We start from the raw sequence: 16,460 nt of genomic DNA, 5'->3' as shown, positions 1-16,460 counted from the left end.
ACCAGCTTTCCTTCGCTTCCCTACGCTGGTATTACCCAGGTCAGGTTGTGAGGGTCGTCCGATTGTCGGACTCTCAGCCGGAAGGCACCCCTAGCTGTCGGTGCGATGGTACTAGCCGACAGACAGCTTGTCAATGTGCGCGGAAGCCCCAGCCTCATTAGCCCATCCGTGAAGGGGCATCGATAGGCCCTTTGCGCGCGCGCCGTTCGTTGATTGTGGGTGTGTGCTGTCGTAGAATGACAACGTTGTCGCTTCTTTATTCCACATGGGAAACACCATCTGCAACCACGATCCGATGACTACGATGAAAAGTCTCGCAACGTTGCCACGGCCGATCACCGAGTATCAAGATCTCTCGCCCGATGAATTGTTTATGCGGATTCGCGCGGCAAAGGCGGCCCTGGGAGACCAGGTGATGATCCTCGGGCATAACTATCAGCGCGATGAGGTGATTCAGCATGCCGAATTTCGCGGTGATTCTTTAATGCTCTCGAAGATCGCGGAGGAACGGTCGGACCGCCCCTATGTCGTGTTCTGCGGTGTCCATTTCATGGCCGAAACGGCGGATATTCTGAGCCGCTCGAATCAGACGGTGCTCCTTCCCGATATGGCCGCCGGCTGTTCCATGGCCGATATGGCGGCGATTGAACAGGTGGAACAGTGTTGGGACGCGTTGAACCGCATTGTGCCGGTGGAAGAGACCGTCATGCCGGCGGTCTATGTGAATTCCGCAGCCGTATTGAAGGCCTTCTGCGGCGAACATGGCGGCATCACCTGTACTTCCTCGAATGCCAAAGCCGTCATCGATTGGAGCTGGGCTCGCCGCGAGAAGATTCTCTTCTTTCCCGATGAACATCTCGGTCGAAACACCGCCAATAAAATGGGCATCCCCCGCGAAGACATGATTGTCTGGGATCCCTACATGCCGCGAGGAGGGAATTCCATCGAGGCGATCAAGCGGGCGCGGTTGATTCTCTGGAAGGGACACTGCAGTGTCCATCAGATGTTCCAGCCGTCGCATGTCGATCACTTCCGCCGCCAATATCCGGACGGGACCGTGATCGTGCATCCCGAGTGCCATGAGGACGTGGTCAACAAGGCGGACCTGATCGGGTCGACCGAATACATCATCAGGACGGTGAGCGCGGCTCCGCCCGGGACAACGTGGGCGGTCGGTACGGAACTGAACCTGGTCAACCGCTTGAAGCGGGATCAACCTGAGAAGCGGGTGTTCTTTCTTTCTTCCACCGTATGCCAATGCGCGACGATGTATCGCATCGATGCCCCGCATCTTTGTTGGGCGATGGAACATTTGGCTGAAGGCCATGTCGTGAACCATATCGTCGTGCCGCCGGACGATAAGGAATGGGCCAAGGTGGCTCTCGACCGGATGATGGCGATCAGCTAAATAATCACTAGTTCCCCGCTCTTCGATTCGGTATAGTCCTACCGCACCGGCGCCACGCTTGGTTTTGAACCCCGATTTCTGCACAACCATGGACTACAAATCGACACTGAATCTGCCCAAGACTGATTTCCCCATGAAGGCGAACCTGCCTCAGCGCGAGCCGGAGTTACTGGCTCGATGGGAACAGGAGCATCTCTATGAGCGGATACAGGAATTAGGACGAGGGCGTGAACTTTATATTCTGCATGATGGCCCCCCCTACGCCAACGGCCGCATTCACATCGGACATGCGCTGAACAAAATTCTTAAAGACATCATTGTCAAATCGAAAACGATGTCGGGTTACCATGTCCCCTATGTACCGGGGTGGGATTGTCACGGACTGCCGATTGAACATCAGGTATTGAAGGAGTTAGGGGACAAAAAAAAGAATCTCGATACGCTCACGATCAGGGGATTGTGCAAAGAGTATGCGGAGAAGTTTTATAAGGTACAGCGGGAAGAATTTCAGCGGCTGGGCGTACTCGGTGATTGGCAACATCCCTATTTGACGCTGGACCCGCGATATGAGGCGACAATCCTGCGGGAGTTCGGCCGTTTTGTGGAACGGGGCGGAGTTTACAAGGGACTGAAGCCGGTCTTATGGTGCACTCATGACCAGACCGCCTTGGCCGAGGCGGAAGTCGAATACGATGATCACACCTCGCCCTCGATCTATGTGAAGTTTCCATTGGTCAGTCCGCCTGAAGTGCTTGCTAAGACCCCGTTCAAGGGCTTGTCTGTTCCCGATATGGTGAAGCGCATTTCGGTCGTCATCTGGACTACGACGCCTTGGACGCTTCCGGCCAATCAAGCTATCTGTCTGCACCCGGACATCGACTATGCGTTCGTCCAGGTGGGGGATGACGCCTTAATCATGGCGGAGAGGCTGGTCGATGCCGTCGCCAAAGCCTGCGACCTGTCCGGCTATCGCATTCTGGGGGTAAAGAAGGGCAGGGACGGGTTTGAAGGATTGGAAACGGAGCGTCCGTTGACGAGGGGCTTGTCGCCCATTCTCCTTGGTGATTTTGTGACGCTGGAGCAGGGCACCGGTTGTGTCCACATCGCGCCCGGTCACGGCATGGAAGACTATCTCCTGGTGCTCGATTACAACGCCAAGGCGAGCGCTGGAGAGCGCTTGGACATCCTGGCGCCGGTGGATGATGCCGGCCGGTTCACAGAGGCGGTGCGTGAATTCGCCGGCCAGCATGTTCTCAAAGCGAATCCCGGCATCGTGGAGCGGTTGAGAGAGAACGGCCGGTTGCTCGGACAGGGCTCGCTGAACCATTCCTACCCGCACTGTTGGCGCTGTAAGAGGCCGGTGATTTTCCGTGCGACGGAGCAATGGTTTGTGTCGATGGAGATCAATCATCTTCGCCAAGAAGCCTTGGCCGAAATCGGGCGGGTCCAGTGGGTGCCCCCTTGGGGACAGGATCGGATCGAAGGCATGATCGCCAATCGCCCCGATTGGTGCTTGTCTCGGCAACGGGTCTGGGGTACTCCCATTCCCGGATTCACATGCACCGCTTGCCACACCGTTTTGGCGTCGCCGGTCGTGATCGACCATGTCGCCGGCCTGATCGAGCAACATGGTACCGATTACTGGTTTGCCAATCCCGCGGCTGCATTATTGCCGCCCCGTATGGTCTGCGCGGCATGCGGCGGCCGGGAATTTGAGAAAGAACGGGATATTCTCGATGTGTGGTTTGAGTCCGGCGTGAGTTTCGCCGCGGTGCTGAAGCCTCGACAATGGTGGCCTGCGGATCTGTATTTGGAAGGATCGGATCAGCACCGAGGCTGGTTTCATAGCGCGTTGTTGGCGGGCGTCATCACCGATAGGCGGGCTCCGTACAAGGCGGTGCTGACGCACGGCTTCGTGGTGGACGGCGCGGGAAAGAAAATGTCGAAGTCCGCCGGCAATGTCGTCGCGCCGCAGGACGTGATCAAGCAGTCGGGCGCGGAAATCCTGCGTTTGTGGGTGTCGGCTCAAGACTATCGCGAAGACCTCCGAATCTCCCATGAGATCCTGAATCATCTCATCGAAGCGTACCGCAAGATTCGGAATACCTGCCGCTTCCTATTGAGCAATTTGTACGATTTCGATCCTGAGACCCATCGCGTTCCGTACGAACGGTTGCCGGAGCTGGACCGATGGGCGCTCATGAAACTCGGCGATTTAATTCCGCGCATCAAGACCGCCTACGATGCGTTTGAGTTCCATACGATTTTCCATGCGCTGAACAATTTCTGCTCGGTGGATATGAGTGCGGTGTATCTCGATATCCTGAAGGACCGGCTCTACACGTTCGAGAAGGATGCTCCGTTGCGGCGCGGTTCCCAGACCGTGCTGTTCGAAATTGTCACGGCTTTGACGAAATTGATGGCGCCGATCTTAAGCTTCACGGCCGAAGAGATCTGGGGAGTGCTTCAGGAAACGGCGCGAAAGGGAACCGGAGGCCCGAGCATCCATGTGTCCGGGTTCCCAGCGGGCGATTCCAAATGGTCGGATCGAGAACTCGCTCAACGGTGGAGCGAACTCTTGGATGTGCGTACAGCGGTGCTCGCCATGCTCGAAAGCCAACGCCGCGAAAAGGTGATAGGATCGTCGTTAGAGGCGAAAGTGGTGATCGAAGCCAATTCCGACCGGTATCAAGCGCTGCAGCGATATCTTGAAGACCTCCCAGCATTCTTCATCGTCTCGGACGTTGAGTTACGCCCGGTCGATCATTTGCCGCATAGCTCTGATTTCAGGATCACAGTCGAGAAGGCGGCCGGCCAAAAATGCGAGCGCTGTTGGAATTATCGTGCCGCCGTGGGAAGCTATAGTGACCATCCCACCTTATGCGATCGATGTATCGGGCCGGTGCGGAAATATTTCGGCGAGGCGACCACGTGAAGGGAACGACATCGCGATATGTCCTGCTCGGCCTCGTGAGCCTGGGCATTGTCGTCATCGATCAGGCGACGAAGGTGTATATCATGCAGACCATGCGGCTGCATGAATCCATCGTGGTTATTCCGAATCTCTTCAGCATCACATACATCAGGAACCCGGGCGCCGCCTTTGGGATTTTGTCCGGCAGCAGCGGATCGTTCCGGTTTATCTTTTTCGGCATTACCTCGCTTTTTGCTTTGGGATTGCTCGGCACGATCCTGGTTCGAATGCCGAAGGATGACTGGATGGGCCAGATCAGCGTCGTCGCCATTCTCGGCGGGGCAATCGGCAATTTATTGGATCGGCTGCGGTATGGAGAAGTAATTGATTTTCTCGACGTCTACATTGACACGTATCACTGGCCCGCGTTCAACGTCGCGGACTCGGCCATCACCGTCGGCGTCATCTTTCTGATTTTGCATTTTGCGTTCGAAAAACAGAAAGAGCCGGAGCCGCTATTGCAGGAAGATCCGCGTTCCGTCAAACCATGACCGGGAAACCGGCCCATCGGCGCTCTCCTTCAGCCAACCACGACTAGGACAATCACTCCCAAGATCATGCGGTAGTAGGCAAAGGCACGCAATGTGTGGTGCTGCACGTATGTCAGGAACGCCGCGATGACGGCCCATGCCACCAAGAAAGAAACGACGAGGCCGATAGCCAATGCAAAATAATCTTGCCGGCTGAAGGCGGATTGCGATTTCAACATCTGGTAGATCGTCGCGGCAATCATTGTGGGCAACGCCAAGAAAAAGGAATACTCAGTCGCCACGCGCCGGTCCAATCCGGCCAGCAAGCCGCCGACAATGGTCGCGCCGGAGCGGGACATGCCCGGAATAAGAGAGACGCACTGAGCCAATCCGACCAACAGCGAGGACCGAGGCGACACATCCAGCAAATGTTTGGTCTTGGCTCGATCGGCTAGTCGTTCTACTAAAAGAATAATGACTCCTCCGAGAATGAGGGATGCGGCGACCGTGACCGGCGTGAACAGGTACGTCTTAATCCAATTGTGCGCCAGGAGGCCGAGCAACCCGGCCGGCAAGAAAGCCATGCCGATACCGATCAGAAACCATAGGTTCCGATGGGATGCCATGGACAAGCTGAGCGCATCGCCCCAACTTTTTGAATGAGGTCCGGCCAGCATCCGGCGAAATTCGGCCTGCTCCGCAATCCCCTGCGACAGCAGCGAACCAATTTTGGACCGCTCGTACACCATCACGGCCAAAATGGCTCCGAGTTGAATGGAGATCGAGACGTTCGACGCGACGTCGCCGGTAAAGCCCAAGGCATGTCCGGCCAGGATGAGATGACCGGTGGACGACACAGGCAGAAATTCAGTCAGGCCTTCGATAATGCCGAGGATGACGGCAAGCTCTGGACCCCAATCTATCATGTGTTGATGTAAATTGGACGATTGTCGCGGGTGGACTGTTGATCGACAGCTTGTACGCATAATCCCAGAGTTATCGCCGTCCGTCAAGTAGAGCCGCTTTCTTCACCTGCAACCGATGGTTGTGCCGATGGCGGCCGGCTCGGCGGTTGAATCTGATTCTCGCTGATCCGGAATTGCGGTCTGTCGAATCGCTTGCCCAAGGGGCAAATATATTGACAAAGGCCGACCGTTGGCATACACACAGTAAGAAGAGCGGGGACCGTGAGTTCGGATCGAACCGGGGAGGAAGCCCATGAGGCAAGTGTGGATGGCAGGGCTGGCGCTGATCGGCGTGGCGGCCTTATCTGGATGCGTGGCGGAAAAGAAATATCGGGAAGCCGTCACTGAAACCGAAAATGCCAAGACCGAGCTTGAGAGAACCAGGGCCCAAAAGAACGCGCTCGAGCAGCAGGTGAAAACGCTCAAGGAGTTGAACTCCAAGTTCGGAGCCGAAACACAGTCGGCCCGTGACGAATTGCAACGGATCGAACATGGGCGCGATAAAGAACGGGATACCATCGAGGCTCGGACGAAAGAACTGGAAGATAAGATCAAACAGTTGACCGCGCAGAACCGCGGCATTCGCCAAGAGTATGATGAGACAAGGCGCCACAACGAACAGCTCAAATCGTTGGTGGCACGATATCAGAAGGAAATGAAGGAGCGTGCGCGCACGCTTCCCGGTGCGGTGCCCACGCCTCCGATTCCATCCTCGCCGGGGACGCCGGGCATGGGGTCTGCCGCAGCGCCGACTCCCCCAACGAATTCCGGAGAGGTCGTCCTTCCCTCGGCCGGTGCGGCGGCTCTCATGAACGTCAACAAAGCTTCCGCCAGTGACATGGTGCTCGTCCTCGGCCTGACAAAAGATATGGCCGACCGGGTGGTGAGCAATCGCCCGTACCGTGTCAAGGGGGAGTTGGTTGCAAAGAACGTCGTCCCGAAGGAAACGTTCGACATGATCAAGGACCGGATCACGGTCAGCCCCTAGTCTCGGAGGCGGATGGGCCCGATCCATACGGACTGTGGCGAAGGCCGCTTGCCTGTTCAGGCGAGCGGCCTTCGTGCTTTTTCCCTGCGTACTGGTCATGTGGAATCGCTCACAGTGTTTCTCCGGTAACTTCCTGATAAGATAGGCCGATTCCCCATCCGGGACCGCCACGATGCGCCGCGTCATCCTGATCCTTGGAGTTCTCCTCATCGGTCTGATGATCGGCGGCTATGTGTTTTTCAACGGCGAACGGAAGATTCCCGTCCGTTATCGCACCGCTCCAGTGGAATTGGGGTCCATTGTCTCGCTCGTGATTGCCACCGGCACGATCAATCCAATTACGACCGTTCAGGTGGGCAGCCAGGTGTCGGGGATGATTGAAAGCCTCCATGCCGATTTCAATTCAAAGGTGAAGGCGGGTCAGGTGGTGGCACGGGTTGATCCGTTTCCCTATCGAGCCAGGCGGGACCAGGCGGAAGCCAACCTGGCGAATGCCAATGCTGCCGTCGCGAAGGCCCGCATCGATCTTGCTCAGCGCAAACGCGAAATGGATCGGGCCAAGGCGCTGATCGGACAGCAGTTTGTGTCGCAAAACGAGGTGGATGTAGCGCTGACCGCGTACGAGGGCGCTGCAGCGCAGATCAAACTTGCGGAAGCGGCCGTGAAGCAGGCGGCGGCGGCCTTGGAAGCGGCCGAGTTGGATTTGAAGTACACGGTGATTCGATCGCCGGTCGATGGCGTGGTGATTTCGCGCCAAGTGGAAGTGGGGCAGCGGATATCGGCTAATTTCTCTATTCCGACGTTGTTCTTGATCGCGGAAGATGTCACGAGAATGCAGGTCGATACCAACGTCAGCGAGGCCGACATCGGCGGGATTACCGAAGGGAAGGACGCGACCTTCAGCGTGGACGCGTATCCGGGAGAAGTCTTTCAGGGAAAAGTGCGTCAGGTCAGAAATGCTCCGATCAATGTGCAGAACGTGGTCACGTACGATGTCGTCGTCGAAGTAGACAACCCGAATTTTCGTCTCAAACCCGGCATGACCGCCAATGTGTCGATTGTGGTCGCCCGCCGGGACGGCGCGCTGAAGATTCCCAATGCCGCACTCCGGTTCACTCCGAGTCTTGTAATCCGCGAATCGGCGCCATCTGCGACGAATTCCGCCGGACCGCTTCCATCTTCGAGCGATACGCGCCCTGTTTCATCATTGGGTGATCCACGAGCCAAGCTCGTGTGGAAATTGAATGGGAATGGAGACCCGGAAAGCACCGCCGTGCAAGTCGGCATTTCAGACGGCATCTCCACGGAGGCCGCTTCCGGCGATGTGAAAGAGGGCGATCATCTCATTATCGGCATTGACATACCGCGTGGCGATCGGCGGTCGAACGACCTGCCGCCGGGATTCGGCTCGGGACAGCAACGTTCTTCCCGGCGAGACCGCCGTCTGTGAAGTATTCTCTTCCACATCTCGGCCTGCGCATAACGGCGACTGTCTCGCCCAATCACTCTCACGAAGGGCTTCATGGGTCCTCTCATCCACTGTGAAAATCTGTGGAAAGTGTACCGGGTGGGCGATGTCCAAGTGCAGGCATTGCGGGGAGTCGATCTGGCCATTGATCGGGGAGAATTTGTCGCGATCATGGGGGCGTCGGGATCGGGAAAATCGACGCTCATGAACATTCTGGGTTGTCTGGACTATCCGAGCCGGGGCCGGTATTGGCTGGATGGTCTCGATGTCGCCGGGGCCAAGCCGGACGAGTTGGCCGACCTTCGGAATCGGCGCGTCGGATTCGTGTTCCAAAACTTCAATCTCATCCCGAGAACCAGCGCGCTGGAGAACGCGCAGTTACCCTTGTTCTACCGGGGACTCTCGCTGAAGGAGCAAAGAGATCAAGCCGGCGCAGCTCTGGAGCGGGTCGGTCTGGCCGGGCGGGAATACCACTATCCCACGCAACTGTCCGGCGGACAACAACAGCGGGTCGCGATCGCCCGGGCACTTGTTGGGTCTCCCGCGATTCTCTTTGCGGATGAACCGACCGGTAATCTCGATACGGAATCGAGCCGGGAGATCATGGCGATATTGGAGCGGTTGAACCGTGAGGACCGAATGACGATTATCGTCGTCACGCACGAATCGGACGTCGCGGGCTGTGCGTCCCGCCGGATCGTGATTCGAGACGGCAGAATCCACGAAGATCATCCCACCGCTCGACAGGCTTCGGCCGTGGAGTAACGCGTGCCATGCCCGCCTTCGTCCTGCTGACAATCATGACCGCGCTCCGGGTGTTGAGCCGCAACCGGATGCGGGCCGGGCTTACCATGCTCGGCATCGTGATCGGGGTCGCCGCCGTGATTGCCATGGTCAGCATCGGCCAAGGGGCTAGGGCTGCCGTCCGGGCGCAGGTTGCCAGCATGGGGACCAACGTGATTATCGTGTTGCCGGGCGCGACCACCGTCGGCGGCGTGCGCGGAGGGCAGGGCGGGGCTGTCACCCTCACCGTCACGGATGGTCTGGAGTTGAAAAAGCGGATTCCCTTGCTGACGGACACGGGCTGGGCCAGGCGAGATGTGCTGCAAATCGTGAATGCCAACCGAAATTGGAACGGACCGGTGACGGGGATCTCGCCGAGTTATCTCACCATTCGCGATTGGCTCTTTACGAGCGGCGGTCCCTTTACTCAGATTGATCTGGACAGCGCCGCCAGGGTGGCCGTCATCGGACAGACGACGGTCGAAAACTTGTACGACCCGGGGGAGGAACCGGTGGGGTCCACCATTCGATTGGGAAATGTCCCGTTTCGAGTGATCGGCGTACTGGCCCCCAAAGGGCAATCGGCGCAGGGCGCGGATCAAGACGACATAGTGTTTATTCCCTTTTCCACCGCGGAACGGAAGGTCTTTGGAACGCAATTCCTCGGATCGGTCGGAGCCCTGTTTGCCTCAACCGAACGATCCGACGATTTGGCGGAGGCGGTCGAAGAGATTCGCGCAGTCCTGCGGATGCGCCATCGGCTGCAGCCGGAGCAAGCAGACGATTTCACTATTCGCACGCAGGTGGATATCGGAAAGATTCAAGAGGGCACGAGTCAAACATTGACCGTGATGCTGTTTGCAATCGCATCGGTCTCGCTGCTCGTCGGCGGGATCGGGATCATGAATATTCTCTTGGTGTCGGTGACCGAGCGCACGAGGGAGATCGGGGTTCGCATGGCTGTGGGAGCCAGGCGAAAGCATATCCTGATGCAGTTCCTTATTGAAGCGGTCACGTTAAGTTTGGTCGGCGGGCTGATCGGAATTGCCGTCGGGGTGCTGGGTGCCAGGATCACGACGATCGTGGCCGGCTGGCCGACGATCGTTTCACTCGACGCGATCGCCACGGCGTTCATTTTTTCCGTCGGGATCGGCTTGTTTTTCGGCCTATACCCGGCCAACAAAGCGGCCCGCCTCAATCCGATCGAAGCGCTGCGATACGAATAGGTGCATGGGACAGTTGCCATGCGGCCCCCGGTTAGCTTGGATGCGCGTTGTCGTGGAGCCGTAAGAGCGATCCTGGCATGACCGGCTGATTAAGCAGGCTGGGATCGCCTTCAACAAGCGCGGCAATCGATCTGACCGGCGCTCCTTCTTCCTGATCGGCAAGATCAACGACCAGCGGAACCGAATAGGCCGCGCCGTTGGCGCCATGCGTGATGGTTACGATCGGCTGGTGCAACTTGCCGGCGTTGGTCACGGTCACGATCGCCCGCTCGCCCGTATTGAGTCGAACACTGCTATAGACCGGATAAATGCCCAGCACTTTGATAAAACAGGCGACATACCGAAACTCGTATGTCCCCGCCTGTCCCTCCTGATAAAGCCGCTGGAGCGCTTGATGCGGAGTCAGCGGTGAGGCTCCCCCGAACCCTGTGAGCAACTCGTCATATCGATCGGCGACCATGACAAGCCGAGTCATTTCGGTAGTGAAAGGCCCGGGACTCTCAGCGGGAAAGCCGGTATTGTCGAGCACCGCGTGATGGTCCGCGACCAGTTGGCAGATGGCAGGCGAGAAGGACCCCTGTCGCTGAAGTGCCATGGCGGCCAATCTGGGATGAGACCGGTAGAGCTGCTGCTGGCGGCCCGAGAGAAGCCCAGATGTCTCATGGCACCGCCGGCGAAGGTCCGTCGGCAGTTGGAGCAGTCCAATGTCATGGAGCAACGCCCCTGTTGCGACGTCGAGCAGCGCTATGAGATCAAAATCAGCCGCATGGGCCAGCATTATCGCCAGCCCGCTGACCGCTAGGGCATGTTGGCTCAGAAGCGGATCTTCGTCTCGTTCGTGACTGAATGCCATGAGTAGCGCGGGCTTAGGGACCGTTTGCGCAACGGAAACGACCTCGATGGCAACTTTTCGGACCTCCTCCGGCTGGACAGCCCCGGTGGCTGCGATGCTGGAAAAGGTGGATCGGACAGACTGTTCAAGCCGCTGCCTGGCTTCACGCGCCAGCATGAGATCCCGGAGCAGTGTTTCCAAACATGGAACCTGCTGGTTCCCCGGCGCCGCCCGCTCCAGGACGGCAGCTGTCTCTCCGACTTCAGTTTCGGCGTCGGGCTCGTCACCGATATCCAGTCCCTTGGTCAGGTCGATTTCCACTTCTTTGATGCCGGAACGGCGGAGTTTCTCGATCTGCCGGGCGGTCTTGATGCGGAACGAAAACGCAAAGAGGGGTGACCAGAACCAAGAGCGATCCAATTTGGCGACGTGCATGCCGACGCGCAGAGCGGCAAGCGGAATACGGCGATGAGCCATGGTCGGACTTGTCACAAGGACTGCGTGGTTCAGGATGATCCTGAACCTACCGTCATATCGGCAGATTCGTGTGACATCTTGAGGCAGGAGGCGTTCGTAGCTGCCGCTGAAGCCCGTGGAGGCTATCGGATAATCAGGCTTTGGATGCCAGGGAGAGACGAACTTCCATTCTCGGCGAGGCCTTATCCACGTCTTTGTAAAGATGGGTCTCGACGATGCGATTGTCATTGAGGCCGAGACCTTGGCACAGGGCGTCTTGGGCGATCTTGAGGCCTCCATCAACATCCCGGCGCAAACGCGAGGTGAAGAAGAAGCGAATGGATAACACCAATTCCCCGTTCCGGAAGGCAGCCAGCAGGGTTTGGCGACAGGAGACTCTGGACAGAGCGATCATGACGTGTTGCCCGACCAGAGCCTTGTATGACCGGCCTCCGGCGGAAAGCAGGCGGCGTCCATTGACGGTGGCGTACTGATGATTGACGCTGGGGGGAATGGGAAGAGTCAGCGAGAGTGCCTTGCTGTCCACAGTTGCCGCACCAGACACCATTAGGTAATGGGGCGGCACTGCTGCTGTAGCCTCGCGTGCCGACCGTGGGCTGGATCGTGGCTTGGAAGATAAGGAAGCGGAGAGATCAATAGCTGCTGCGGGAGAGGAGAGGGTGTCTTTACGAAAAGATCTGCTCCTCAGTACGATCGAGGAGCGGCGATGGCGAGGTGGCGACGGCAAAATACCTATGACCTAGAGAAGATTCTGAATCTTCGCCATGTTTTCTTCATACCGATCTTCGGTCTTGGCGAGATACCGGCGCCACTGGGAAGGATTCCATACTTCCATCCGATGGTAGAGCCCCACCAGGATCACTTCCTGATCCTCATCGACCGGGATGAGTTTACGGAGCCGCCCGGGAATCAGAACTCGGCCGGCTTTATCGATCTCGGAGGTGCCCGCTTCGGAAACGATATGATGCATAAACAGTCGGCTCTGATCCTCGTCGAGGGCGGTCTTCGTTCGCTCTAGGACCTTTTCCCATTCCGTCGCGGAATAGATCCACAACGATTGCTCGGCTCCCTTGAGAAACATGACCTGGCTGCCTTCGGCTTCCAGGCGTTCGCGGATCGGAGAGGGAACGAGAAAGCGTCCCTTCTCATCCACTTTGCAGAGATACTCGCCGGCAAACATCATGTAGGCGCCTCCCTCTCGGAATCAATTGCGGTATCGGCCCGCGCTCGAACCCATTGTTCGAGGTCGGATCGGACAATGCGCCATTCCTTGCCCAATTTGAATGCGGGAAGACGGTGCTGCTGAATATAGCGATAGAGGGTACGGGGGGTAATTTTCAGATAACGGCATGTTTCCATGACCGTCCAGAGCTCGTTCTTTGTCTCGCCCGGCATATGGGATCAAAGAAAGCAACCTCACGAGGCCAAAGGCGCTATGATCGGGCAATCGTAGAAAAGAAGGCCCGACTTGTCAAGGAAGATGTATGACAATGCCGGTCAATCGAGGTCATTCGCACCCGATTCTCCCACGTCGCCTCCCGATTGTTCCATTGCCGCATCGAAGTCTTCTCCCAGGTCTTCCCCCATTTCCTGCCCCATTTTTTTCATGAATCGAGCCATGCTCTGAGGGTCGTTTTCATCGACGTCGCCGAATCGACTCGGGTCCGCCAACGCCTCCATCCTGGCTTCCTCGGATTTTGGAGCGGAGAAACGCGACATGAGGCGTTCCAGTTTCAGGCTTCGGCATTGTTTGCAGGCGACGGAAGCCTGGCTGGTCCGACTCAAAATGATGTAGCTGCTTCGCTTGCCACAGTCCTGGCATCGATATTCATAAATGGGCATCGGATTGCATTCCTTTGGTTCGCACCGTCTCTGAAACGGGCGCGGGGAGAACCGCCTGCGGCAGCATGGCGGGGTCGAGCGCGCGTGCCAGCGTCAACGCGTAGACCTCGCCGGTTCCGGCCTTGCGCAATACCTTCGCGCACTCATGCAGCGTGGTGCCCGTGGTGAACACGTCATCGACCAGCAGCACGCGGCATCCTTGCACCGCCTCAGGTGTCCGAAGCCGGAAGGCATGATGGAGGTTCGTAAGACGGGCCGACCTGGGCAGCGATGTTTGAGTCGGGTTGTTCGCGACTCGGATCAGATTGGTATATGAAAGCTCCGACCCCAGCTGCCGGCTGACTGCTTGAGCGAGGAGCAGTGATTGGTTGAATTCCCGTTCGCGAAGCCGAATCGGGTGGAGCGGAACCGGCATGATCACGTCAATGTTCAATCCGGGCGGTAAGGCAACCACAAGCAGCCGGCAGAGTGAATCGGCCAAGGCGTACTTTCTTTGATACTTCAGCAGGCTGATGGCTTCCCGCAGGGGGGAGGTGTAGGGATACACCGACCAAGCCCGTGTGAAAGCCGGTTTTCTTCTTCGGCAATCTCCACACAGATGAGTTGGGCTGTAAAGAGACGCCAGCGCCGATGTAAACGGGCGAGCGCACCGAGGACAGGCGGGCCCTTTCAACGGCCGAATATATTCCCAGCATGACCGGCAAAAGAACGGAACCGGGTCATCCGTCAACCGGCTTTCACACGCGTGGCATCGAGTCGGAAAAAGCAACCGCACTGCATACCGGGCGGAATTTTGAACCGCCCGGCTGGATCGGTGGCAGAGCTCTGAACTCGTCATCATATCGGTGGGGATGTTATCGTAAATTGGTCTTCTGCTGTCAAGGTTGTCGTCCCGGAAGGCACTGTGATATAGGAAAGATCCCGTCTTCCGGCCGCTCGTGTTCATCGAATGTCTCAGGATCGGGGCCTGCCAATCGTTGCATGGATGCCTTGGCGTTCGAACAATCGCAACCAGTCGTCGCCCTCGATGGCGTCAGCCGGGTATATGCCCGTGGTGATGCCGGCGTTCAGGCCTTACGCGACGTTACATTGGATGTAAGGCAAGGAGACTTTTGCGCGTTCATTGGACCCAGCGGTTGCGGCAAGAGCACGCTGTTGAATTTGATTGCGGGACTGGATCGTCCGACGTCCGGGAAGATTATGCTTGAAGGGAAAGATGCGGGACGTTTCACCAATGCCGACTGGACCGTCATGCGCCGCGAATGTCTGGGCATTGTCTTTCAAGCGTTCCACCTGATTCCCGGTCTGAGCGCGGATGAAAATGTCGCATTGCCCTTGCTGCTCAAAGGCGAACGGGGGACTCCGGTATCGCGGCGGGTTCAACAAGTTCTTGAAGCAGTCGGGATGTGGGAACGCCGGCGCCATCGGCCGGCGGAGTTATCCGGGGGAGAACAGCAACGAGTGGCGATCGCCCGAGCCATTGCTCATCAACCCCGCATTGTTCTGGCCGACGAGCCCACCGGGAATCTCGACTCCAAGAGCGGATGCGAAATTGTGGATCTCCTGCGGTCTATTTCCAGGTGTTTCGGCCATACCGTCATGTTGGTCACGCACAGTTGGGCTGCCGCACAAGCAGCGGACTATGTGTGGGAAATGCGGGACGGCCGGCTGCTGGGTCGCGTGAACGAATACATACATCCAGCGTAGGGGCCTTTCATGGATCTATCGATAACCATTGCTGGCGTGAAATTTCCCAGTTGTTTCATGAACGCTTCCGGCGCGCTCTGTGTCACCCGAGAAGAACTCGCGACGCTGGGCCGATCCCGGTCCGGCGCCATTGTGACGAAGTCCATGACGCTGGAGTCTCGCACCGGCAATCCCGAACCACGCTATGTCGGATTCCCCGGTGGATCGATTAATTCGATGGGGCTGCCCAATCTTGGATACCGGACCTATGCCGATCTCATCCCGGATCTGCGCCGCTTCGGGAAGCCGATCATTGCGAGCGTGGCGGGTCTGTGTGAAGACGATTTCGTCATGATTGCCGGAGCCGTCAACGGAGCCCAACCGGACTTGATGGAGATCAATTTATCCTGTCCCAATATCCCGGGCAAGCCGCAAATCGGCTATGACCCGCAGGATTCGGAGCGGTTGCTCCGGCGCGTGCGGCCGCTGGTCACGGTTCCCATGGGTGTGAAATTGCCTCCCTATTTCGACCCGGCTCATCATGCCGTGATGGCGGACGTCCTGCGGCGGACAGGAATCGATTTCCTGACGCTGATCAATTCCGTCGGCAACGGGTTGGTCGTCGATCCGGAACGGGAAGCGGTGGTGATCAAGCCGAAGGGGGGATTCGGCGGGCTGGGCGGATCGATCATCAAGCCCGTTGCCTTGGCCAATGTCCGAGCTTTTTGGCGGCTCTTCGAAGGACAGTGTCCAATCATCGGCACGGGCGGCGTGGTGAGCGGCGTTGATGCCTTCGAACATTTTCTATGCGGGGCATCGGCCGTGCAGGTCGGCACGGCCCTGGTTGAGGAAGGCCTCGGCCTCTTTGACCGGCTGGAACGTGAGCTGACGCTGGTGCTGGAGAAAAAGGGCTACGAGTCTCCTGCCGCCTGTCGTGGGCGATTAAAGGAACTCTAGCAGTCAGCGGGTCGCGAAATTCTTCGGCAGGAATCCCCGCATCAGGGCTTGCCGAAGCAACTGAGCGACATTGCGGACGCGAAGCCGGCGCATGAGATTGAAGCGATGGACTTCGACGGTCCGAACGCTGATGGACAACCGGCGGGCGATGTCACGATTCGTATAGCCTTGCGACACCAATTTGAGAATTTCCCGCTGTCGAGGCGTCAGGCCTCCGGTGCTTTTGGCGGCGGTGGTCTTCCGGGGCGAACGTCTCTTCAGTTGTTTTTTTGAGCGGCGTGGTTTCGGCATAGATACCACCTCGATGTGATAGTGCTACGTAGTCTAGCATGCATCGGAAAATCTGTAAACAAAGCTACTAGAGGTCTTTCCTTCCTTTTTCCC

General features: G+C 57.7%; 17 protein-coding genes, 1 pseudogene and 1 riboswitch. Of the genes and pseudogenes, 9 read left to right on the top strand and 9 right to left on the bottom strand.

The genetic code is table 11. The annotated features are described in order from the left end of the window. Positions 1-102, bottom strand: a riboswitch (TPP riboswitch). A 202-nt stretch (positions 103-304) separates the two neighbouring features. The 3 genes from nadA to lspA all read left to right on the top strand — a co-directional run bounded on the left by nadA (position 305) and on the right by lspA (position 4,873). Further along, positions 305-1,408, top strand: a complete 1,104-nt coding sequence (gene nadA, locus ACWGXE_RS17085) for a quinolinate synthase NadA (protein ID WP_447599208.1) — start codon at positions 305-307, stop codon at positions 1,406-1,408. 88 nt (positions 1,409-1,496) lie between these two features. Beyond that, on the top strand, positions 1,497-4,343 hold the full coding sequence (ileS, locus tag ACWGXE_RS17080) for an isoleucine--tRNA ligase (protein WP_447599207.1): 2,847 nt from the start codon (positions 1,497-1,499) through the stop codon (positions 4,341-4,343). Then, entirely contained in the window at positions 4,340-4,873 is a 534-nt protein-coding gene (lspA, locus tag ACWGXE_RS17075) for a signal peptidase II (protein WP_447599206.1), read from the top strand. The genes ileS and lspA overlap by 4 nt, the downstream gene beginning before the upstream one ends. A 29-nt stretch (positions 4,874-4,902) precedes the next feature. On the opposite strand, the gene ACWGXE_RS17070 is transcribed toward lspA, so the two are convergent. Next, positions 4,903-5,778: an undecaprenyl-diphosphate phosphatase gene (locus ACWGXE_RS17070; RefSeq protein WP_447599205.1), complete on the bottom strand. Its 876-nt coding sequence runs from the start codon at positions 5,776-5,778 to the stop codon at positions 4,903-4,905. Positions 5,779-6,070: 292 nt separating this feature from the next. Here ACWGXE_RS17070 and ACWGXE_RS17065 point away from each other — a divergent pair, with 292 nt between their 5' ends. From ACWGXE_RS17065 to ACWGXE_RS17050, 4 genes are all read left to right on the top strand, one after another. Further along, positions 6,071-6,805, top strand: coding sequence for a hypothetical protein (locus ACWGXE_RS17065; RefSeq protein WP_447599204.1), 735 nt, complete (start codon positions 6,071-6,073; stop codon positions 6,803-6,805). Positions 6,806-6,977: 172 nt separating this feature from the next. Further along, positions 6,978-8,255, top strand: coding sequence for an efflux RND transporter periplasmic adaptor subunit (locus tag ACWGXE_RS17060; protein ID WP_447599203.1), 1,278 nt, complete (start codon positions 6,978-6,980; stop codon positions 8,253-8,255). 72 nt (positions 8,256-8,327) lie between these two features. Further along, positions 8,328-9,038: an ABC transporter ATP-binding protein gene (locus tag ACWGXE_RS17055; RefSeq protein ID WP_447599202.1), complete on the top strand. Its 711-nt coding sequence runs from the start codon at positions 8,328-8,330 to the stop codon at positions 9,036-9,038. A gap of 8 nt (positions 9,039-9,046) precedes the next feature. After that, entirely contained in the window at positions 9,047-10,282 is a 1,236-nt protein-coding gene (locus tag ACWGXE_RS17050; RefSeq protein ID WP_447599200.1) for an ABC transporter permease, read from the top strand. Between the two features lie 31 nt (positions 10,283-10,313). On the opposite strand, the gene ACWGXE_RS17045 is transcribed toward ACWGXE_RS17050, so the two are convergent. From ACWGXE_RS17045 to ACWGXE_RS17015, 7 genes and pseudogenes are all read right to left on the bottom strand, one after another. Further along, complete coding sequence (locus ACWGXE_RS17045) at positions 10,314-11,591, bottom strand: HD-GYP domain-containing protein (protein WP_447599198.1); 1,278 nt, start codon at positions 11,589-11,591, stop codon at positions 10,314-10,316. 133 nt (positions 11,592-11,724) lie between these two features. Continuing rightward, positions 11,725-12,117: a RusA family crossover junction endodeoxyribonuclease gene (locus ACWGXE_RS17040; protein ID WP_447599197.1), complete on the bottom strand. Its 393-nt coding sequence runs from the start codon at positions 12,115-12,117 to the stop codon at positions 11,725-11,727. A 213-nt stretch (positions 12,118-12,330) separates the two neighbouring features. Continuing rightward, positions 12,331-12,774 (bottom strand): division/cell wall cluster transcriptional repressor MraZ, encoded by a 444-nt coding sequence (locus ACWGXE_RS17035; RefSeq protein ID WP_447599196.1) that lies wholly within the window; start codon positions 12,772-12,774, stop codon positions 12,331-12,333. Then, positions 12,771-12,986 (bottom strand): helix-turn-helix domain-containing protein, encoded by a 216-nt coding sequence (locus ACWGXE_RS17030; RefSeq protein ID WP_447599194.1) that lies wholly within the window; start codon positions 12,984-12,986, stop codon positions 12,771-12,773. Before ACWGXE_RS17030 ends, ACWGXE_RS17035 begins: the two co-directional genes overlap by 4 nt. Before the next feature lie 102 nt (positions 12,987-13,088). Further along, positions 13,089-13,433 (bottom strand): FmdB family zinc ribbon protein, encoded by a 345-nt coding sequence (locus ACWGXE_RS17025; RefSeq protein ID WP_447599192.1) that lies wholly within the window; start codon positions 13,431-13,433, stop codon positions 13,089-13,091. Beyond that, positions 13,420-13,980, bottom strand: coding sequence for a ComF family protein (locus ACWGXE_RS17020; RefSeq protein ID WP_447603776.1), 561 nt, complete (start codon positions 13,978-13,980; stop codon positions 13,420-13,422). Before ACWGXE_RS17020 ends, ACWGXE_RS17025 begins: the two co-directional genes overlap by 14 nt. Positions 13,981-14,073: 93 nt before the next feature. After that, positions 14,074-14,271, bottom strand: a pseudogene (locus ACWGXE_RS17015) (double zinc ribbon domain-containing protein); the annotation flags it as partial. A 143-nt stretch (positions 14,272-14,414) separates the two neighbouring features. On the opposite strand from ACWGXE_RS17015, the gene ACWGXE_RS17010 reads away from it, so the two are divergent. Together ACWGXE_RS17010 and ACWGXE_RS17005 are read left to right on the top strand one after the other, a co-directional pair. After that, entirely contained in the window at positions 14,415-15,140 is a 726-nt protein-coding gene (locus tag ACWGXE_RS17010) for an ABC transporter ATP-binding protein (protein WP_447599191.1), read from the top strand. A 9-nt stretch (positions 15,141-15,149) separates the two neighbouring features. Beyond that, complete coding sequence (locus ACWGXE_RS17005; RefSeq protein WP_447599190.1) at positions 15,150-16,076, top strand: dihydroorotate oxidase; 927 nt, start codon at positions 15,150-15,152, stop codon at positions 16,074-16,076. Between the two features lie 3 nt (positions 16,077-16,079). Here the strand turns inward: ACWGXE_RS17005 and ACWGXE_RS17000 are convergent, their stop codons facing one another. Further along, positions 16,080-16,367: a response regulator transcription factor gene (locus ACWGXE_RS17000; RefSeq protein ID WP_447599189.1), complete on the bottom strand. Its 288-nt coding sequence runs from the start codon at positions 16,365-16,367 to the stop codon at positions 16,080-16,082. Positions 16,368-16,460 lie beyond the last annotated feature (93 nt).

This window comes from Nitrospira sp. Nam80 (genome assembly GCF_965152575.1).
The sequence above is the reverse complement of the archived record's forward strand: the minus strand, read 5'-3'. Positions and strand labels throughout refer to the sequence as shown.